The following is a 17316-nucleotide window of genomic DNA, read 5'->3' as shown; positions in this document are numbered from 1 at the left end:
CACCTACGTCAATCGCCCGACCGTGACGGAAAGGGGGAGCACCCACATCGATACAGCGTTCATGGGTCTCACCTCCTCGGGCGGTGTCCGGTCAACTGCAAGCTACAAGCCCCGGCATCACCGAGTCCAATCCTTAAAATGCCGCGCAGACATGCGGCCCCTCATGGCCGGTGTTGTGGGGGACGTGCATCCCAGCGGTAGGTGGTCCACGCGTTGCGCGAAGCGTCGAGCGCTGCTCAGCCGATCCGCGTGCGCAGATCCTCCAGCGCCGCCTTCAGCGCGTCCCCGGCCGCGATGGCCACATTAGGCTCGACTCCGACGCCTTCCCAGTTGGTGCCGGTGACCGGGTTGATCGAGCGGGCGGCGGGAACGGTCACGGTAACGTGCGGGGCGACCGGAATACGGTCCGTGGGATGGGCGCCACCGCGGGTGGTCTGGCCGATCAGGGTGGCGCGCCCCAGCACCTTCAGGTTGTACGCCAGCTCCTCTCCGCCGGAGAAGGTGAGGTCGCTGGTCAGCACGGTGACCGGGCGGTCCAGGTAGCGCGGTGCGGCCAGGTGCCCGAGGGTCCAGTACTGGCGGGTCGAGCCCGTGGCCCGCTCGTAGATGTCGTTCAGGTGCACCCCGTCGTCGGCGAAGAAGTAGCTGCACCACAACTGCACGCCCTCCGGTGAGCCACCCCGGCACTGCCGCAGGTCGATGACCAATGCCTCGGTGGAAGCGAGCAGTTGCATGGCGGCGGCGATGGCGGGGCCACCCAGATCGGCGGGAGCGATCATGCGCAGGTCGAGGTAGCCGATGTTGTCGTCGAGTTGCTCCACGCGCCGGACGCCGTAATTACTCTCCCGGGCGTACTGCGCGAAGCGGGCGCGGGCAACGTCCTCCGGCTCCTCGTCCATCGACTGCGGCTCCTCGGTCCACAACAACCGCAAATGCTTGTCCGGACAGACACTCTGGAGGTCGTCCGTGACGCGCTCGCACAGCTCTCGCACGTCCAGGTTCTGATATGCGCCTTCGGCCAGCCGATGCCGGATCGCGGCGTCGATGGCAGCCGTCTGTTCGGGGAAGACATAGCCGGTGGTGATCCGGGCCAGCGCGGCGTCGAGTATCTCGTGATGAGTCGTCATGTGCGCGATGGTAGGTCCGGGTCGAACGCGTGCCCAACGGATTTCACGGCTGCTTCTTCTCGTGCTCCGCTCACCGACTTCCTGGGCGATGCGCCCCCTCAGCGCCGGACGCTGTGCGACGGCCCGGTGGAGACCGCCCGCTTCATCCGGATCGCCTGCCTGCGCAACCTCTTGTTCCCCGGGCAGGAGATGACCGTGCGGCCGAGATGACCGCGGGGTGGAGCGAGGAGACCGGGGCCGGTGCGGCCTCCGCACGACCGGTGCTCCAACTCCCCGCCCCGGCACCGCGCGTGGGCCGCGGAACGTGGCCGCACCAGGGGCGTGCGGTGTGCGGGCGGACCGCGGGCCCGCCCCTGGTGTCGTCAGCGCTTCCCGTGGTGGTCGGGGGCGGCGACCTCGCGGACGGCGCCGGCGACGGCCCCGTAGTCCTTCTTCAGGATCGCGCCGTGGTTGCTGGTGACCTTCGCGCCGATGCGGATGTTCGGGTTGCGGGCGGTCACCGTATCGCGGCTGGTGCGGATGAGCTCCTGCTCGTCCCCGCGGCTGCCGAAGGATGTGCCCGAGGCGACCACGTAGCGCGCGGGGAAGGTGATGTCGTCAAGGACCGGGCCCAGTTCGTGGGTGCGGGAGAGCCTGCCGAGCTCGATGTTGCTGTGTGCCTGCTGCGCGGCGCTCATCCGCGGGGCCAGGCCGGTCGGCCGCAGCAGTGGCAGGAACCAGCCCATCCGCCGAAACAGGGTGGTGTTCCGCTGTTCCATGGCCTCGTCCAGTCAGTCATAGGAGGACGTGCCGTCGACCAGGACGCTGCCCAGGCAGTGCTGCGGGTTGCGGGCTGTCCGCTCACGCGGTGTCGACTGCTGAGCCGCGCATGGGTCACACCTGCCCGAGGTCGATCTCCACTGGGAAGGGGGCCACTGCCTTGAGGACGCCGGTGAACACGTCTCCGTCCCGGTAGGTTTTCGTCGCGGGGTCGAGAACGTATGTGTATACGAGCGGAACGCCTGTCGCGGCCTGCTCGATCCGCCAGTAGAAGCCGATGCCTGCCTTGGCGTACTGGTCGACCTTCACGATCCGGTCGGTGGTCTCCGAGCCTGGCGACACCACCTCCGCGACCAGCAGCACGTGCTCAGGGCGGGTGGGGGTGATGTCGATCGTGTCGGCGCGGTATACGACGACGTCCGGGCGGCGATTGGTCAGCGGTAGGTCCTGAAGCCGGACGTCGAAGCCCGTGTCGGCGTTCCACTCCGGGCCCGCGGCGGCATCAAGGGCGTTCGCCAGAATCCGGGCCAGCCGGTTGTGCCGCTTGGACGCACTCGGACTCACGACGACCATCCCGTCCACGATCTCGACACCGGCGCACTGCTCCTCGGACCAGGACTCATACTCCTCAGCCGTGATCTGCTCATGCATCCACGCCGGGGCCACCATGTCGGCTGTCATGAAGCACCTCCTGGACGCTCTGCTGCGGGGCCGATCCCGCTGGGTTCAGCGTACTATCCGCCATCAGTCCGGCACCGCTGACGTCGCTCACGCCCCGTTCCCTCAGCCGTCATCCGACCAGGGAGCCCGCGACGAGTGAAGAGTTCCGTCTACGTCACCGGCCGACACCTCAGGCGAATCCCGGCCGGAACGGGCAGTAGGCCTGTGTGGCTGCACAACAGGTGCATGCCGAGAAGTTCCCCCTGGCCCGGCCCGGGAAGGCTTTCCGTCTTCCAAACCCCTGCCCATACAGACCCTCTGCAGGCGAGCAGTGCCTGTCGCTCGCGAAAAAACGGCTCCGGACGAGGAGTCTCGAGGCCGACAGAACGCCCACGCCCGTCCACGGCCGCGGCAGTGCGCATCTTCGTCATGTGGTCCCCCCCCATGTGGCGGATCAGGCGTCGTGTGCGGCAGGTACAGGCCCCCGCGACCAGGACTGCACACCGCCTCCAGACGGGAACCAAGTGGTCGGTGACGGCCCGGCGGATCCCGCCTGAAGGGCGGGATCCGCCGGTGTTCACAGGCTGCGGGCGGTGATGTCGCCGTGGGAGGTGGTGGCGTGGATGTCGAGCCCGGTGGTGCCGTCGTTCTTGAGGGCGTTGCTGATACGGCCGAGGCCGGTGTGGGCGTCCAGGGCGGCCGAGACGCCGGCGGCGGCGCCGAGGGTGATGTCGCCCGACTGGGTGCGCAGTTCGACCGTGCCGCGCACGGCCTCGGTGATCCGGATGTCGCCGCGGGCGGTACTGATCGTGGCGGGGCCGCCCAGCCGGCCGATCTCGACGTCGCCGTCGACCGCGGTGAGGCGGACGCTCGCCGCCTCGTCGATCTTGATGTGGCGGTAGGCGCCGTCGAAGACGACATCGCCGAGACGACCGACACCGCGCAGCTCGGCGCTTGCGGCCTTGGCCTCGACGCGGGAGCCGGCGGGCAGTTGGACGGTGACCTCCAGCGAGCCGGACGGGCCCACAAGCCGGTTCGCCCCCTCAGGGGTGTGGATCCGCAGGACGCCGTCGGCGTACTCGACGCGGGTCTGCTCGGCGCAGCGCACGTCTCGTCCCTTGGCCGGGTCGGCGGGCCGGACCTCGACGACGGTGTCGGCACGGTCGGCGGCGATGAACTGGATACGTCCGGCCGCAACCTCGAGGACGGCGGAGATCGGGGTGGGGCTGGCGAACGTCTGCATGATGCTCTCCCATACACACTCACTGTTTCCGACTCCAGAAACGCTACGTTGCTTTCCATTGCTTGGCAACGCTCTCGTTGCACGGAATGGGTATCTGGGCAGGTAGCTCACTAGAAACTGTTGCAACGAGCTTGTCGGTAACGCAACGACCCTGTTGTCGATCATTGCAATGGATGGAGAGTGAACGCTATAGTGACCGGGGCCGGGAACCACCGGGCAAGGACCCTCACACGAGCACCATCAGGGAGATCACGATGCCGGGAGGCAGGCTCACCCAGCAGGAACGCCAGCAGATCGCGCTGGGGCTGGCCGACAGCCTCCCCTACGCCGAGATCGCCCGGCGCCTTGAGCGTCCGACCTCGACCATCACCCGTGAGGTGATGCGCAACGGCGGCCCCGCCGCCTACCGCGCCGACCTGGCCCACCGCGCCACCGAACGCCGCGCCCACCGCCGCCTGCCCGCCTCCTCCCGCACCCCCCACACGGCCCCCCAGGTCGACGGACGCGACGCCACCGCCGTGGCCGAGTACGAGGAGACCCTCACCACCGTCCTCATGGCCTCCGGCCTGACCAAGATGACGGCCCGGGTGCTGACCTGCCTGTTCACCACCGACGCGGGCAGCCTCACCGCGTCCCAACTCGCCGAGCGCCTGAAGGTCAGCCCGGCGTCCATCTCCAAGGCCATCGCTTTCCTGGAGAGCCAGAGCCTGGTGCGCCGCGAACGCGACGAACGCCGCCGAGACCGATACATCGTCGACGACGAACTCTTCTACCAGGCGACCATCGCCAGCGCCCGCTCCAACGACCAACTCGTCGAAACCGCACGCCAGGGCGTCACCGTCCTCGGCCCGCACACCCCCGCCGCCACCCGCCTGGAAAACATCGCCCGCTTCCTCGACTTCATCAGCGAAAGCATCACCCGCGCCGCCGAACAAGCCCGCGAAGTCCTCCACACCAAACCAGCCACCGCCGACGCCTCCACCGACACCAGCCCGCCCCACCCCGACCAACCATGAACGACCCCACCGCCACCACTCTCACGGGCGGCCCGGCGGGCGCACGCGAAGGGGCAGGTCACCGTTCGGGTTTGGGGGGCCGCTGCATGAGTGCGGCGGTGGCCTCCTCGAGGCTGATCTTCTCGTTCAGCAGCGCGACGACGACGCGTGTGATCGGCATCTCCACTCCGTGGGCGTGGGCGAGGTCAAGGACGGCCTCGGCGCTGCGGACGCCCTCGGTGGTCCGGCAGGTGACGGCCGCCGCCTGCTCCACGCTCAAGCCGCGGCCGAGGTGTGCGCCGAAGGCGTAGTTGCGGGAGAGCGGAGACGAGCACGTTGCCACGAGGTCGCCCAGACCTGCAAGGCCGGCGAGGGTGGCCGCATCCGCGCCCATCGCGACCGCGAGGCGGGTGGTCTCCGCCAGGCCCCGGGTGATCAGCACCGCCGTCGCGTTGGCCCCGACCCCCATGCCCGTGGCGATGCCCGCCCCGAGAGCGATCACGTTCTTCAGGGCGCCGCCGAGTTCACAGCCGATCACGTCGGTGCTCGTGTAAGGGCGGAAGTAGGTGGTGTGGCACGCCTTCTGCACGCGTTGCGCGACGCTCTCGTCGGAGCATGCAACGGTGGCGGCCGCGGGCCGCCCCGCCATGATCTCGGCCGCCAGGTTCGGGCCGGAGAGCACCGCGATGCGTTCCGCCGGCAGCCCCGTCACCTCCGTGATCACCTGGCTCGCCCGCAGCCCGGTCCCCGCCTCGATGCCCTTCATCAACGACACGATCACCGTGTCCGGGCCGATGTACGGCGCCCACGCAGCGAGGTTCCCGCGGAGGGTCTGGGCGGGAATGGAGAGCACCAGGTACTCGGCGCCGTCCAGGGCAAGGGCCGGGTCGGTCGTCGCCCTCAAGGCGGCGGGCAGCTCGCTCTCTGGCCAGTACGCCGGATTACGATGCCGGGTGTTGATGGCGTCGGCGACCTCGCCACGGCGGGCATGAACGACCACATCGCTGCCGGCATCGGCCAGGACCTTCGCGGCGGCGGTCCCCCAGGACCCGGCCGACAGCACTGCCGCACGCACCACGCAGCACGGACGATACAAGTTCACCGCAACACCCCTCATCGCTGCCGGCAAGGGCGGGCCATCCTATCGGCCACCCACACCCATACCTCGCGCAGACGCGAGGCACCACCAGGGTGAACTGCCCGGGCACACCGGCCGGGGAAAGCGGACGACAAGAGTTCACCCCGGACACCTCACCCACCACGCCGACCGACACCGTCCCGCCCCGCCCGTCAGCGCAGAAGTACGAAAGCGGCGACGGCCGGGCACACCTGCCGGCGACGGATGCGGGCCGCCGCAACGCGCCAAGCCGCTCCCGGAATTGGGCGCCGACGCACCCGCCCACGGGCGTTGTCGGTGGGCGGGGGCACACTGACGGCATGAACGCCTCTTCGCCCACCGCGACCGGTGCGTCGGCCGCCTCCTCCGTCTGGGTACAGTCGATGGGCGGACCGTTGATCGTCGTCCCCGTCTCAGCGTTGGCCGCATGGCGTGGGTGCACACCGGCCGGGATCATGGCAGGAGACGCCACCGCACCGGACGACTACGACCGTGCTTGCGCGGTGGACGGTCCGGCCGGTGTGACCACCGTCGGCGCGAGCGGTGCGCAGGCACTGGTCCTCGCGGACGAGCCGGCCACCAGCTGCTACCTGCCCGGGCACCGGGCTTTCCTGCAGTGGCTCGCCGCCGACTCCGAGAGCGGACTCAAGGCCGCGGCAGAGACCGTCCTCGCAGACCCCGCCACCCGGTGGCAGGAGTGCGGCACATGGGTCCTCAACGGGCCGGCCGTCCTCATGGACTCCGCCGACGCGGGCTCCGAACTGAACATCGCTTACCCCGGCGGCGGCTATCCTGCCCAGGCCCCGGTCCCGCTGCCCGCCGGCCACTACACGATCCGAGCCACCCACACCCAGGCGGACGACTGCAACTGGGTCGGTCTGGTCCAGATCCTGCCCACCGATTCCTGATGCCGCCTGCCAACGGCTCGTCTCACGGGGGCTGTTCCGCAGTGGCCTCGTCACTGCTGAATCTTGGACATCGGGCTATGGTTCCGGGATGAGTTTTCGGCTGGCGGCGTATGCCGTGTGCCTCGAGGGTGGACGGGTACTGCTCGCCCGTCACGTGCCGCCGAAAGGCGAGAGCAACTGGACCCTTCCGGGTGGCAGGGTCGAGCACGCCGAGGATCCGTTCGACGCGGTGATCCGGGAGGTGGCCGAGGAGACCGGCTGCGACGCGGTGATGGATCGCCTGCTGGGGGGTGGACTCCCGGGTCATCCCCGCGGCCGAACGTGCCGTCCCCGGCGGACCGGAGCATCACAATGTCGGCGTCTTCTACCTTTGATCTTGGCCAGTGGGCCGCCTTTCAGGGCGGTGGTGAAGGCCGTCTCAAGCCCGCTCTGCCCCGCGCGTGAGTATGGGTTGGCACTGTATACCTCAGTCCACGGGGCGCTGCTGCCGCTCGATGTAATGCTGTACGACGGTCAGCGGCGCCCCGCCGCAGCTTCCGGCGAAGTACGAGCCGGACCAGAAGTGTCCGCCCCACAGGTACCGGCGCACGTGCGTGTCGTACTCCCTGCGTAGCAGGCGGGCAGAGACGCCCTTGAGGGAATTGACCAGCTTGGAAAGCTGGACGTTGGGAGGATAGTGCACGAGTAGGTGGATATGGTCCTGTTCGCCGTTGAACTGCTTCAGGTCGGCTGCGAAGGCGGTGCACACCTCTCGCATGATCTCCTCGCAGCGCGTCAGTATCTCGTCGGTGAAGGCCTTACGCCGGTACTTGGTGACGCACACCAAGTGGACGTGAAGGTTGGTGACGACGTGGCGTCCGGTCCTGACATCGGGATGAGGGTTCCAGCGCGGTGACATAGACCAACTGTGTATGGTGATCGCTGTGAGCGAACTCTGCCTGGTGAAACGGCAGTTCGGGCACCGTGCCCGGCTGGCGCTCAGCACTGCCGAAATCCGGCTCCTGGACGACCAGGCGCACGCGGCCCGCACGATGTGGAACTGCCTGCACTCCTGGTGGACGATGCTCCCCAAGGGCAAGCGCACCCTTGCCGCCGCCGACGAAGCGATACGGCAGGGGCGTAAGGATCTCGATTACCTCGGCAAGCTGCCCGCGCAGGCCGCGCAGGCCGTCTTGAAGACGTACTTCCAGAGCTGGAAGAACTGCTGGGAAGGCCGCGCTGGCGAGCCGAACTACAAGGGCCGCTTCCGCTCCGCGATGTCCGTGGACATCCCGCAGGGTCGGGACCTGAACATCGTCCGCGTGCACCGCCGCTGGGGCATGGTCAACATCCCCAAGGTGGGCCGGGTTCGCTTCCGCTGGACCATGGACCTGCCCGTGGGCAAGAAAGCGACCAAGGGGAACCGGATCACCGGCGCCCGGCTGGTCAGGGACGCTTTGGGCTGGCACATCGCATTCCGCGTGCAGACCGTGGAGGCCAGGCCCGAGCCCCGCCAGGGGCCGGAGGTCGGCATCGACGCCGGAGTGAACGTCCCCCTTGCCCTCTCCAACGAGGACCACCAGGACCACGGACGTCCGTCCCGTCTCCCGGACGGAACCGCTGACCGGGACAAGTGGCTCACCCAGAAGGAGAAGGCCAAGCTCCTCACGCTGGAGCGGCAGGCCGCACACCAGAAGTCTTTCCGCAAGAAGGGGGAGAAGACCTCCCGCCGCTTGCAGCACACCTACGACCAGATCAAGCGGCTCCGAGCAAAAGCCACGCGACGAGCCTTGGACTGGCAGCACCAGACGACCACCTACCTCGCCCGCACCTACGGCACGGTCGTGGTCGAACAGCTCAACATCCTCGGCATGACCAAAGCGCCCAAGCCGAAGCCCGACCCCAGCAACGAAGGCAATTACCTGCGCAACGGGGCCAAGGCCAAGGCCGGTACGAACCGCTCCATCACACAAGAGGCGTGGGGGCGGACGGTCATGATGCTGACGTACAAGCTCGCCCGGCGCGGCAGCGAGCTGGTCAAGGTACCGGCCCCGTACACCTCCCAGCGATGCTCAGCGTGCGGCTTCATCACGCCAGGCAGCCGAGAGACCCAAGAGCTGTTCGCGTGCAAGAACACCGAGTGTGGATGGACCGGAAACGCCGACTGGAACGCGGCCCGGAACATCCTGCACCTGTATCGGATCGGCCACATCATCATGGAGATCCCGGCCGCCGGAAGGCGCGGTCGTAAGGCGGGTAAATCCGTCAAGCCTGTCGCCGAAAGGTAGACGGGAATCCCCTCCCTGAGCTTGCGAAGAGAGGGGAGAACTTCAACAGGTTCGTATCACCGACGGTCGGCTTCGGCCGGAGCCGACCGGTGAAATCGCCGAGTCGGTCTGGACTCCGATTTCCGATGTCGCGGGCCTGCGCCGGTCGTCGCTGGTTGATATCGGCCTCGTCCTGGCTCAGACGCTGCCGGCAACCGGCCACGTCGCCGCCGTCCGGGTCGGCGGCCCTGATCCAGCACTGAGGCGCCATCAAAGTCCGAAACTGCTCCCCGCTGGCGGCGCCGTTCACCGGTGGACCAGCGGCAGGCCCGCTACGTGCCCCCGCTCACCCCTGCCGGGCCGACGGAACCAGCCGATCAAAGTGGGGCCGAATCACCTTGCCGCAGGGGCGTGCATCACACCGATACACGCCCCTTCGAGCCCGGCAGTGGAGCCGGAGCAACTCCGTGCGCCGGCGCCGCAACACGTACTGACACACATACGCCAGGGCACGTGCGCGCGGTGCCGGTCGCAGATGGCGGGTTACTGGCTTTCCAGTCGGAGCAGTTGGTCGATGCCGTCGCGGACTGAGGAGAGCTGACGAAGAAGCGGAGCGAGCCGGGCCCGGTCATCGGCCGGTAACGGCGCCGGCGCATTGCCGCCCTCCAGCGCTCGCGCCAGGGCCTCGGCCGGGTCGAGGCCGAGCGCATGACAGGCGGCGATGAGGGTGTGCACCTGGATACGCTGACGGCCGGCTTCCAGATTGGCGATGGAACCGCGGGTGAGTTTAACCGCCCGGGCGAGATCCTCCTGGGCGATGCCGCGGGATTGGCGGACGGTGCGAAGGTAGGCGCCGAGCCGGCGGTAGAGATCGTCAGTCACAACATGCTCCGTGCTGCGCGGGCGAGAACGCGTTTCGCGTCCTCGCACTGGTGGGGGGACATACGGATTCACGCCATCCAAGCGGCAGTTGACGCCGCGGGTGACGAAGTTTCACTCTCCCAGATACGACCGCGACAACCAGCGTGTTCAGCCCACCGAACGAGGACTTCAGGCCGCACCAGGACTTTGTGACGGCGAGGCCGCACCGCCCCGGGACACGGAACGCGCTGCGGCGGCAGCCCCCGCGTTGCCGACTCGGCAGGCGCCGACGGCCGTATGGCAGCCTCCCCGCCATGACATCAGCGACACGATCACCGTGTCCGGGCCGATGTGCGGCACCCACGCGGCGAGGTTGCCGCGGAGGGTCTGGGCGGGAGTGGAGAGCACCAGGTACTCGGCGCCGTCCAGGGCAACGGCCGGGTCAATCGTCGCCCTCAAGGCGGCGGGGCTGGCAGGTGTTGGAGGCACGGAGGTTGACGGAGAAGCGGCTGCACGTCGCGCCCGCCGGGCAGACCCATCGCTGCCGGGCGATTTGGTGGCAATTGTCGTGCTCTGGACAATGAAGCACATCGACGCCGCCGTCGAACAGCTCCGCGCCAAGGGCCAGGAGATCCGGGAGGAGGACATCGCCCGGCTGCCCCGCTCAAGCACCGCAATCCGAACCTGCCCGGCCGCTACAGCTTCGCCGCGTCCGTCCGGGCGGCAGGCGCCCTGCGTGTCCCGGACGCGCCTGAGCAGGCCGACGAGATGGGAGAGGAGGAGACCCCGCGAGATTCAGCCGACGGGACTGGGGCGGCGTCGTGCCGCTCGACGGCCCGCTTCATGCTCACGCAGGAGAGCCGGAAGCAGTCGCGGTCCTTCCCGCGCGGCCGCGGTCGACCCTCACCGCTTCGTTCGTGTTGCTTCGGCGTCGAACGCACTCTGGTGATCGCGGATCTCACGGTAGTGACCGGCGGACCAGGCAGCCAGGTCCAGGACCGTGGACAGCAGCGAGGTGCCCAGGTTGGTCAGGGAGTACTCGACACGGGGCGGAACCTCCGGGTATGCGGTGCGGTTCACGAGCCCGCTGCGCTGGAGGTGCTTGAGGGTGAGGGTGAGCATGCGCTGCGAGATGCCGGGGATCGCGTCCGCGAGGTCGGAGTAGCGCACCGGGCCTTCGGCAAGCGTGCCGACGATCAGCACGCTCCACTTGTCGCCGACCAGGTCGAGGATCTCGCGGATGAAGTTCGTCTGCGCACTGTCCCACTGCGCGCACGGGCCCGGCAGGCGCTGCACATTCCGCAGCACGTCGGCACGCACCGCTCCGATCTTGCCCGAGCTCATGGCCGACACCTCTCCTCAGCGCGCACATGAGTGTGCCTTTTGTAAGGCTTGCCAGACTAATGCACAGTGTGGCTACGAACAAAAAGTGAGAGAGGGTCACCGTGAAGATCGAGTTCTGGTCGGACATCGTCTGCCCCTACTGCGGCCTGATGGACCACCGGCTCCAGCAGGCATGGAAGCGTTTCGACCACGCCGCCGAGGTGCAGCTCGTTCACCGCTCTTTCCAGCTCCACCCCGACCTGCCACGCGAAGGCATCACGCAGCTGGAACTGCTGGAAAAGGCCGGCATGCCCTCCGTCGCCGACCAGGTCCTCCGGCCGGTCGAGAGGCAGGCAGCGGCCGAGGGTCTGGCACCCTATCGCGTGCTGGACCGCACGCTCGGCCCCACCGACCTGGCCCACGAACTGCTCGCCCACGCCACCGACCAGGGGCGTGGCAACGAAGCGTGGACGGCGATGTTCCGCGCCCATTTCGGGCAGGGCAGCAAGCTGTGGACCGCGAGCGAGGTGCTCGACTTCGCGGCCCGGCTGGGTCTGGACCGCGAGATTGCCGCCGAGGTCCTAAAGGACCGTCGCTACCGCACACGGGTGGCAGCCGACCAGCGTGAGGCCCAACGATTGGGCGCCCGGGGTGTGCCTTTCCTCGTCATCGACGGCCGCCGCACCATCAACGGCGCCGTCGGGACCGACCAGCTCCTCTCCGCGATGACCGAGGCCTGGGACGCCGACCACCCCGTCGCGCAGTCGCTGCCCACTGTCGCCGAGGCCGACGGAGTCTGCGGCGTTGACGGCTGTGCCGTCTCCGGCACACACGCCTCCTGAACACACCCGCACCACACCACCCGACATACAGAGAGCACGACCATGTCCTACCTTCTGCGTATCGACTCCTCCGCGTCCGGCGAGACCTCCTACTCCCGGCAGGTCGCCGACACCTTCGTCAAGTTCTGGCGCGAAGACGTCGTGAGCCGCGACCTCGCCCGCAACCCGCTCGGCCACCTGGACGCTGCCGGCATCACCGCCCGGACGGTCCCCGCCCACCAGCAGACGCCACAGCAACGCGCGGCGGCCGCGCTGCAGGACGAGCTCGTCGAGGAGTTCCTGGGCGCGAGCGCCTACCTCTTCGCGGTCCCCATGTACAACTACTCGATGCCCTCGGTGTTCAAGGCCTGGCTCGACCACATCATGATCCCCGGAAAGACCTTCGGTATGGGCGATGCCGACCCTGCCGCCGGCCGACCGGCCGTCCTCGTCTCCGCTCGCGGCGGCGGCTACGGCCCCGGCAGCCCCCAGCACGGTAAGGACTTCGTCGTTCCCACCCTTCAGACCATCCTCGGCGACACACTGGGCCTCGATGTCCGCACCATCACTCCGGAGCTGACGTACGCGCCGGTCATGGAGCCTCTCAAGCACCTACTCCCGCTCCACGAAACCTCCCTGGCCGAAGCCCACGACCTTGCCCGCCGCAACGCCGTGGACCTCGCCCCGGCGGCCTGAGGCCACCGGAACCGGCAGGCCCTGCTTCGGGCTCGCACAGCACCACGCTGCGCGAGCCCGCCGCCCCGCGAGCGACCCCACAGCTCACGACCGCCGGCGGCACATCCACATGGCTGCGCACCGCGGCCGCATACCGAACGGACTCACACAGCCGTCACCATCCAGCGCGGGTAAGTAGATTCAGGGTCCGAGTAGGGGCGGACCAGGAATCCTGTATTTGCCGTCAGAAGATTTCACAGGCCGCAACGACTCCGTGCACCGGCGCCGCAACACGTGCTGACACACATCCGCCGGCGCACGTGCACGTGGTGGCCGGTGATCGGTTACTGGCTTTCCAGTCGGAGCAGTTGGTCGACGCCGTCGCTGACGGAGGAGAGCTGACGAAGAAGAAGCCCGGCCGCGCCCTATAGGTTCGATCGCATCCCGTCGGAGAACGGGCCGGACCTACCGTGAGGGAGCTCGCATGGCCGCGATCCATCGCACCACGATGACGCCTACCAAGCTGGAGTTGCTCACCGGCTGGCTGCCGAAGCAGAGCTGGTACGTGGGCGACGCACAAGCGCCGGAACTGGTCAAGGCCGGCGGGTTCCGTCTGGATGACCCGAAAGGCGCGGTCGGGATCGAGTTCATGATCGTAGCGGACACCACCGCCCAGGAGCCGGTGGCGTATCTGGTGCCGATGGGCTACCGCGGTGCGGCACTGGAGGATGCCCCCGGCGAGGCGTTGATCGGCACGTCCGAGCACGGGGTGCTCGGCACCCGGTGGATCTACGACGGCGTCCACGACCCGGTGGTCATGGCCCAGTTGCGAGCGCTCTTGCGAGGCGAGTCAGTGCCGCAGCACCAGAGCAAGAGCGACACCCCTGACCCCACCGTCACCGTGCACAGAACCGGCTCCGAGGCCGGGCCCGACGTTCACATCAACCGCGTCCTGCAGCCGACTGGGACCGCGCAGAGCTCGTCCGCACACCTCGTCGCCCGGTGGACCTGGCCAGACGGAACGGCTGCGCGGGGCGTACTCGCGGCCGTCGCGCTGCGGTAAGAGATCGCGCACAGACAGCAGGCGCGCGGCCACGGCCGGCGGTTCAGGCATTCGTCCTGGGTGTCTGGTAGCGGTCGCATTCGGTGCCGGTCCGGAGGCGACGAGTTCACCCGGTGATCGAGGCCCGGAAGTGGTAGCGGTCACCTCGGAACACCGCTGCGGTGAGTTCCAGTGGCTGGGCGTTCTGGTTGAAGGCGAGCTGGGTGGCGACCAGGACGGGGGTCGCATCGGTGATCTCCAGCAGGTTGCGCTCCTCCTCGGTGGGATGCCGGGCCTCTACGGAGTAGTCGGCGACCTTGGGCAGTTGGGGTGGGTCGGCGCGGCGGAGGGTGGCGAAGAGGGTGTCCTTGGTGAAGTCGGTTTCTGCCAGTTGCGGACACAGCCCGAGGGGCAGCCGGTTGTGCTCCAGCACGACGACGATGTCATCCAGGAAACGCAGTCGGCGCATCTCGAAGAGCGCCGCACCCGGGCCGATGCGCAGCAGCTCGGACTCCTGGACCGTGGCTGCTCGGACCCTGGATTCCAGGACCTCGTCCCGGAGTTGGAAACCGTGCTGGTCGGCGTAGTCGGCGAAGCCCTGCACCGACTGACCGCCTTCGGGAGCGGATGACGGCCGGGAGGCCGGTACCGCGCGTTCGTAGCCCTGAGCGAGGAACCATCCACGGGCGGGCGCGGACTCGATGACGTCGCGCTCCGCCAGTTCGTTCAGCGCGCTGCGCAGCGTGACGCGTGAGACCCCGTACCGGCCGGCCAGTGACCGTTCGGACGGCAGGCGGTCTCCGGGTCGGGCGCCGTTGGCGGCGATGTCGTCCAAAAGGCGGCCGGCGATCTGGGAGTACAGGGGCAGGGAGTCGGCGCCCAGCAGGCCCTGGGGGAGAGCATTGTCCGATGGCATACCAGATATATACCAGTTCGACTAAGACCAGTGCAATACCAGATTGAGACCATTGACGACCGAGAGGCATACCAATAGCATTCCGGAGACGTTTCCGGAGGCATGCGTACCGTTTCGGGCCGCGCCCTTCGGCGAACCTTGGAGCGGATCATGTGGAACCCCTTGGACGAAGTGGTGCGACGCCAGAAGGCGGGTGAGTCGCACGGCATCACCTCTGTGTGCTCGGCCCACCCGCTGGTCATCGAGGCATCCGTACGCCAGGCTCTCGCCTCGGGAGGCACACTCCTGGTGGAGGCGACCTCCAACCAGGTAGACCAGTACGGCGGGTACACCGGCATGCGGCCGGAGGACTTCCGCGAGCTGGTTCACGGCATCGCCACCGAGCACGGCCTGCCGTTGGACCGGGTCGTCCTCGGCGGAGACCACCTGGGACCCAACCGGTGGCGCTCGCTGCCGCCGCAGGAGGCGATGGCCGAGGCGGACATCCTCGTCGCGGCGTACGTCCGGGCCGGCTTCACGAAGATCCACCTCGACTGCAGCTTCTCCTGCGCCGGCGACCCCGTACCGTTGACTGACGACGTGGTCGCCGAGCGCACTGCCCGCCTGGTGCGTGTGGCCGAGGAGACCGCGGGCGGCTTTGCCGGCGCCCTGCGCTACGTCATCGGCACCGAGGTGCCGGTGCCGGGAGGGGCCCACGAGACCCTGGAGGACATGGCGGCCACCAGCCCTCCGTCCGCACGCCTGACCCTGGAGCGCAATCGGGACGCGTTCATGGCGCACCATGTCGCCGAGGCCTGGCCCCGTGTGATGGCCCTGGTCGTGCAGCCGGGTGTCGAATTCGACCACCTTCAGGTGTTCGACTACCGGCGCGAGCGGACGACCGAGCTGCGTGAGGTCCTCGCGGGCGAGCCGAACATGGTGTTTGAGGCCCACTCGACGGACTACCAGACCGTCGACGGTCTGTCCGCCCTGGTGGAGGACCACTGGGCCGTACTCAAAGTGGGCCCCGGGCTGACGTTCGCGCTCCGCGAGGCCCTGTTCGCACTGGCTGCCATCGAGGACGAGCTCGTTGCCCCCCAGGTGCGCTCCGGAATCACCGAGGTGGTGGACCGCCGGATGCGCGACGAGCCCTCCTGGTGGTCGGGGTACTACGAGGGAGACGCTGCCGAGCAGCGGCTGGCCAGGCGATACAGCTACAGCGACCGTATGCGCTACTACTGGCCGGACCCCGAGATAGCCGCCGCGCAGGACCGCTTGTTCGCCAATCTCTCGGCCCTCGACATCCCCCTTCCCCTTTTGAGTGCCCACCTGCCCGACCAGTACCGGCGGGTTCGAACCGGTGCTCTGACCGCGACGCCCCGGGACCTGGTCGTCGACCGGATCCGAGACGTCCTGCGCGACTACGACCGCGCATGCCGTGTTCAAGACAAGGAGTACGTGTGACCACCTCCACCCATACCGCGATGCCCCAGGGCGGCGGGGCCGACCACACGGTCGCGGAGATCACTCAGCAGCCCTCGGTATGGCGTGAGGTCGGCGCGATCGTCGCCGACGGGCGGGACCGCCTGGACACGTTCCTCAAACCGCTGCTCGCCGAGAAGGACCTGCGGATCGTCCTGACCGGAGCCGGCACCTCGGCCTTCGCCGGGGAGGTCGTCCGGTCGGCGATAGCGCAGGCCACCGGTCGGCACGTGGACGCGGTGTCCACCACCGACATCGTCGCCGACCCCTATGCCGCCTTCCCCTACGACGTCCCCACGCTGCTGGTGTCCTTCGCGCGGTCCGGGGACAGCCCCGAGAGCGTCGCGGCCACCCGGCTCGCCGAGCAGGTACTGACGCGTGTGAACCACCTCGTCATCACCTGCAACAGCGCCGGACACCTGGCCCGGACGCACGGCGAGACCTCCGCGTCCCATGTCCTGCTCATGCCCGCCGCGGCCAACGACCAGGGCTTCGCCATGACGTCGAGCTTCACCAGCATGCTGCTGGCGTCTCTGCTCGCTTTCGGTGCGCTGGACACCGGCGATATCGATGCACCGGCCGCGGCGGCCGAGCACATCACGGCAGGAGGCCTGGACCCGGCCATCGACGCCCTGCTGGCCCGCCGGCCCGAACGGCTGGTCTACCTCGGCAGCAGCAGCGCGCTGAAGGGCCTGGCCCAGGAGTCCGCTCTGAAGCTGCTTGAGCTGACAGGGGGCGCACTCGTCGCGTCCTCGGAGTCCTCACTCGGCTTCCGCCATGGCCCCAAGTCGGTGCTGAACAACCGCACGGCCGTCGTCGTGTACGTATCCAACGACCCCTACACGCGCCGCTACGACCTCGACATCATCACCGAGCTGCGCGCGGGCCTCGCGCCCGGCAGCGTCGTGGCCGTCACCGCGTCCCCCGACGGATTGCCCGGGGACGACACCTGGCTACTGCCCGGACTCGTCGGCGCCGACGACGCCGCGATCGCCCTGCCCGCCGTGGTCACCGCGCAGCTCATCGCACTGCGTTCCTCCATGGCCCGCGGCATCCGGCCCGACAACCCGTTCCCCTCGGGAGAGGTGAACCGCGTGGTGCAGGGCGTGACCGTGCACGCGCTCCCCGAGCGACGGAACGACGTCGCGTAACAGCGTCCCGA

Annotated in this window: 17 protein-coding genes and 5 pseudogenes; 12 read left to right on the top strand and 10 right to left on the bottom strand. The window is 68.6% G+C overall.

Annotated elements, in window-relative coordinates; translation table 11 throughout:
• Positions 1 to 236: 236 nt before the first annotated feature.
• From RCR19_RS38690 to RCR19_RS38675, 4 genes are all read right to left on the bottom strand, one after another.
• A complete protein-coding gene (locus RCR19_RS38690; RefSeq protein ID WP_331269780.1) occupies positions 237 to 1127 on the bottom strand; it encodes a S41 family peptidase in 891 nt (296 codons plus the stop codon).
• A gap of 362 nt (positions 1128 to 1489) precedes the next feature.
• A complete protein-coding gene (locus RCR19_RS38685; protein WP_331269779.1) occupies positions 1490 to 1885 on the bottom strand; it encodes a hypothetical protein in 396 nt (131 codons plus the stop codon).
• Positions 1886 to 2000: 115 nt separating this feature from the next.
• A complete protein-coding gene (locus tag RCR19_RS38680) occupies positions 2001 to 2567 on the bottom strand; it encodes a Uma2 family endonuclease (protein WP_331269778.1) in 567 nt (188 codons plus the stop codon).
• A 556-nt stretch (positions 2568 to 3123) separates the two neighbouring features.
• Positions 3124 to 3789, bottom strand: a complete 666-nt coding sequence (locus RCR19_RS38675; RefSeq protein WP_331269777.1) for a DUF4097 family beta strand repeat-containing protein — start codon at positions 3787 to 3789, stop codon at positions 3124 to 3126.
• Positions 3790 to 3875: 86 nt separating this feature from the next.
• On the opposite strand from RCR19_RS38675, the pseudogene RCR19_RS38670 reads away from it, so the two are divergent.
• Both RCR19_RS38670 and RCR19_RS38665 read left to right on the top strand, forming a co-directional pair.
• A pseudogene (locus RCR19_RS38670) lies at positions 3876 to 4241 on the top strand (helix-turn-helix domain-containing protein); the annotation flags it as partial.
• A 102-nt stretch (positions 4242 to 4343) separates the two neighbouring features.
• Positions 4344 to 4805, top strand: a complete 462-nt coding sequence (locus tag RCR19_RS38665) for a MarR family transcriptional regulator (RefSeq protein WP_331269901.1) — start codon at positions 4344 to 4346, stop codon at positions 4803 to 4805.
• 58 nt (positions 4806 to 4863) lie between these two features.
• Here the strand turns inward: RCR19_RS38665 and RCR19_RS38660 are convergent, their stop codons facing one another.
• The gene (locus tag RCR19_RS38660) at positions 4864 to 5862 is read right to left on the bottom strand and encodes an NAD(P)H-dependent glycerol-3-phosphate dehydrogenase (protein WP_331269776.1); all 999 of its coding nucleotides are present in this window, start codon (positions 5860 to 5862) and stop codon (positions 4864 to 4866) included.
• A gap of 359 nt (positions 5863 to 6221) precedes the next feature.
• On the opposite strand from RCR19_RS38660, the gene RCR19_RS38655 reads away from it, so the two are divergent.
• Complete coding sequence (locus RCR19_RS38655; protein WP_331269775.1) at positions 6222 to 6809, top strand: Imm21 family immunity protein; 588 nt, start codon at positions 6222 to 6224, stop codon at positions 6807 to 6809.
• A gap of 88 nt (positions 6810 to 6897) precedes the next feature.
• Positions 6898 to 7177: pseudogene (locus RCR19_RS38650) on the top strand (NUDIX domain-containing protein); the annotation flags it as partial.
• A gap of 98 nt (positions 7178 to 7275) precedes the next feature.
• Here the strand turns inward: RCR19_RS38650 and tnpA are convergent.
• A complete protein-coding gene (gene tnpA / locus RCR19_RS38645) occupies positions 7276 to 7707 on the bottom strand; it encodes an IS200/IS605 family transposase (RefSeq protein ID WP_331269774.1) in 432 nt (143 codons plus the stop codon).
• Between the two features lie 25 nt (positions 7708 to 7732).
• On the opposite strand from tnpA, the gene RCR19_RS38640 reads away from it, so the two are divergent.
• Complete coding sequence (locus RCR19_RS38640) at positions 7733 to 9076, top strand: transposase (protein WP_331269773.1); 1344 nt, start codon at positions 7733 to 7735, stop codon at positions 9074 to 9076.
• Between the two features lie 46 nt (positions 9077 to 9122).
• Positions 9123 to 9302 (top strand): annotated as a pseudogene (locus RCR19_RS38635) (NUDIX hydrolase); the annotation flags it as partial.
• A 296-nt stretch (positions 9303 to 9598) separates the two neighbouring features.
• Here RCR19_RS38635 and RCR19_RS38630 read toward each other — a convergent pair.
• Together RCR19_RS38630 and RCR19_RS38625 are read right to left on the bottom strand one after the other, a co-directional pair.
• Positions 9599 to 9937, bottom strand: a complete 339-nt coding sequence (locus RCR19_RS38630; RefSeq protein WP_331269772.1) for a helix-turn-helix transcriptional regulator — start codon at positions 9935 to 9937, stop codon at positions 9599 to 9601.
• A gap of 297 nt (positions 9938 to 10234) precedes the next feature.
• A pseudogene (locus RCR19_RS38625) lies at positions 10235 to 10384 on the bottom strand (glycerol-3-phosphate acyltransferase); the annotation flags it as partial.
• A gap of 79 nt (positions 10385 to 10463) precedes the next feature.
• Between RCR19_RS38625 and RCR19_RS43325 the strand changes: the two are divergent.
• Positions 10464 to 10699 (top strand): annotated as a pseudogene (locus tag RCR19_RS43325) (Tn3 family transposase); the annotation flags it as partial.
• Positions 10700 to 10819: 120 nt separating this feature from the next.
• Here the strand turns inward: RCR19_RS43325 and RCR19_RS38620 are convergent.
• Positions 10820 to 11260, bottom strand: a complete 441-nt coding sequence (locus tag RCR19_RS38620) for a helix-turn-helix domain-containing protein (protein WP_331269771.1) — start codon at positions 11258 to 11260, stop codon at positions 10820 to 10822.
• A gap of 101 nt (positions 11261 to 11361) precedes the next feature.
• Here RCR19_RS38620 and RCR19_RS38615 point away from each other — a divergent pair, with 101 nt between their 5' ends.
• The 3 genes from RCR19_RS38615 (at position 11362) to RCR19_RS38605 (ending at position 13798) form a co-directional block, all read left to right on the top strand.
• Positions 11362 to 12081, top strand: coding sequence for a DsbA family oxidoreductase (locus RCR19_RS38615; protein ID WP_331269770.1), 720 nt, complete (start codon positions 11362 to 11364; stop codon positions 12079 to 12081).
• A 42-nt stretch (positions 12082 to 12123) separates the two neighbouring features.
• The gene (locus tag RCR19_RS38610) at positions 12124 to 12756 is read left to right on the top strand and encodes an NAD(P)H-dependent oxidoreductase (RefSeq protein ID WP_331269769.1); all 633 of its coding nucleotides are present in this window, start codon (positions 12124 to 12126) and stop codon (positions 12754 to 12756) included.
• A 463-nt stretch (positions 12757 to 13219) separates the two neighbouring features.
• On the top strand, positions 13220 to 13798 hold the full coding sequence (locus RCR19_RS38605) for a 1,4-alpha-glucan branching protein (RefSeq protein WP_331269768.1): 579 nt from the start codon (positions 13220 to 13222) through the stop codon (positions 13796 to 13798).
• 106 nt (positions 13799 to 13904) lie between these two features.
• Here the strand turns inward: RCR19_RS38605 and RCR19_RS38600 are convergent, their stop codons facing one another.
• A complete protein-coding gene (locus tag RCR19_RS38600; protein WP_331269767.1) occupies positions 13905 to 14693 on the bottom strand; it encodes a GntR family transcriptional regulator in 789 nt (262 codons plus the stop codon).
• Positions 14694 to 14843: 150 nt separating this feature from the next.
• Between RCR19_RS38600 and RCR19_RS38595 the strand changes: the two genes are divergently transcribed.
• Together RCR19_RS38595 and RCR19_RS38590 are read left to right on the top strand one after the other, a co-directional pair.
• On the top strand, positions 14844 to 16136 hold the full coding sequence (locus tag RCR19_RS38595) for a D-tagatose-bisphosphate aldolase, class II, non-catalytic subunit (protein ID WP_331269766.1): 1293 nt from the start codon (positions 14844 to 14846) through the stop codon (positions 16134 to 16136).
• Positions 16133 to 17305 (top strand): SIS domain-containing protein, encoded by a 1173-nt coding sequence (locus tag RCR19_RS38590; protein WP_331269765.1) that lies wholly within the window; start codon positions 16133 to 16135, stop codon positions 17303 to 17305. Before RCR19_RS38595 ends, RCR19_RS38590 begins: the two co-directional genes overlap by 4 nt.
• Positions 17306 to 17316 lie beyond the last annotated feature (11 nt).

The sequence above is a fragment of the Streptomyces sp. WAC07094 genome (genome assembly GCF_036320405.1).
Taxonomy (GTDB): Bacteria; Actinomycetota; Actinomycetes; order Streptomycetales; family Streptomycetaceae; genus Streptomyces; species Streptomyces lannensis.
The sequence above is the reverse complement of the archived record's forward strand: the minus strand, read 5'-3'. Positions and strand labels throughout refer to the sequence as shown.

Excerpts from the sequence above, each read along its gene's own strand:
- RCR19_RS38690 (WP_331269780.1), bottom strand. The coding sequence starts at position 1,127 with ATGACGACTCATCACGAGATACTCGACGCCGCGCTGGCCCGGATCACC.
- RCR19_RS38685 (WP_331269779.1), bottom strand. The coding sequence starts at position 1,885 with ATGGAACAGCGGAACACCACCCTGTTTCGGCGGATGGGCTGGTTCCTG.
- RCR19_RS38680 (WP_331269778.1), bottom strand. The coding sequence starts at position 2,567 with ATGACAGCCGACATGGTGGCCCCGGCGTGGATGCATGAGCAGATCACG.
- RCR19_RS38675 (WP_331269777.1), bottom strand. The coding sequence starts at position 3,789 with ATGCAGACGTTCGCCAGCCCCACCCCGATCTCCGCCGTCCTCGAGGTT.
- RCR19_RS38665 (WP_331269901.1), top strand. The coding sequence starts at position 4,344 with ATGGCCTCCGGCCTGACCAAGATGACGGCCCGGGTGCTGACCTGCCTG.
- RCR19_RS38655 (WP_331269775.1), top strand. The coding sequence starts at position 6,222 with ATGAACGCCTCTTCGCCCACCGCGACCGGTGCGTCGGCCGCCTCCTCC.
- tnpA (WP_331269774.1), bottom strand. The coding sequence starts at position 7,707 with ATGTCACCGCGCTGGAACCCTCATCCCGATGTCAGGACCGGACGCCAC.
- RCR19_RS38620 (WP_331269771.1), bottom strand. The coding sequence starts at position 11,260 with ATGAGCTCGGGCAAGATCGGAGCGGTGCGTGCCGACGTGCTGCGGAAT.
- RCR19_RS38610 (WP_331269769.1), top strand. The coding sequence starts at position 12,124 with ATGTCCTACCTTCTGCGTATCGACTCCTCCGCGTCCGGCGAGACCTCC.
- RCR19_RS38605 (WP_331269768.1), top strand. The coding sequence starts at position 13,220 with ATGGCCGCGATCCATCGCACCACGATGACGCCTACCAAGCTGGAGTTG.
- RCR19_RS38600 (WP_331269767.1), bottom strand. The coding sequence starts at position 14,693 with ATGCCATCGGACAATGCTCTCCCCCAGGGCCTGCTGGGCGCCGACTCC.
- RCR19_RS38595 (WP_331269766.1), top strand. The coding sequence starts at position 14,844 with ATGTGGAACCCCTTGGACGAAGTGGTGCGACGCCAGAAGGCGGGTGAG.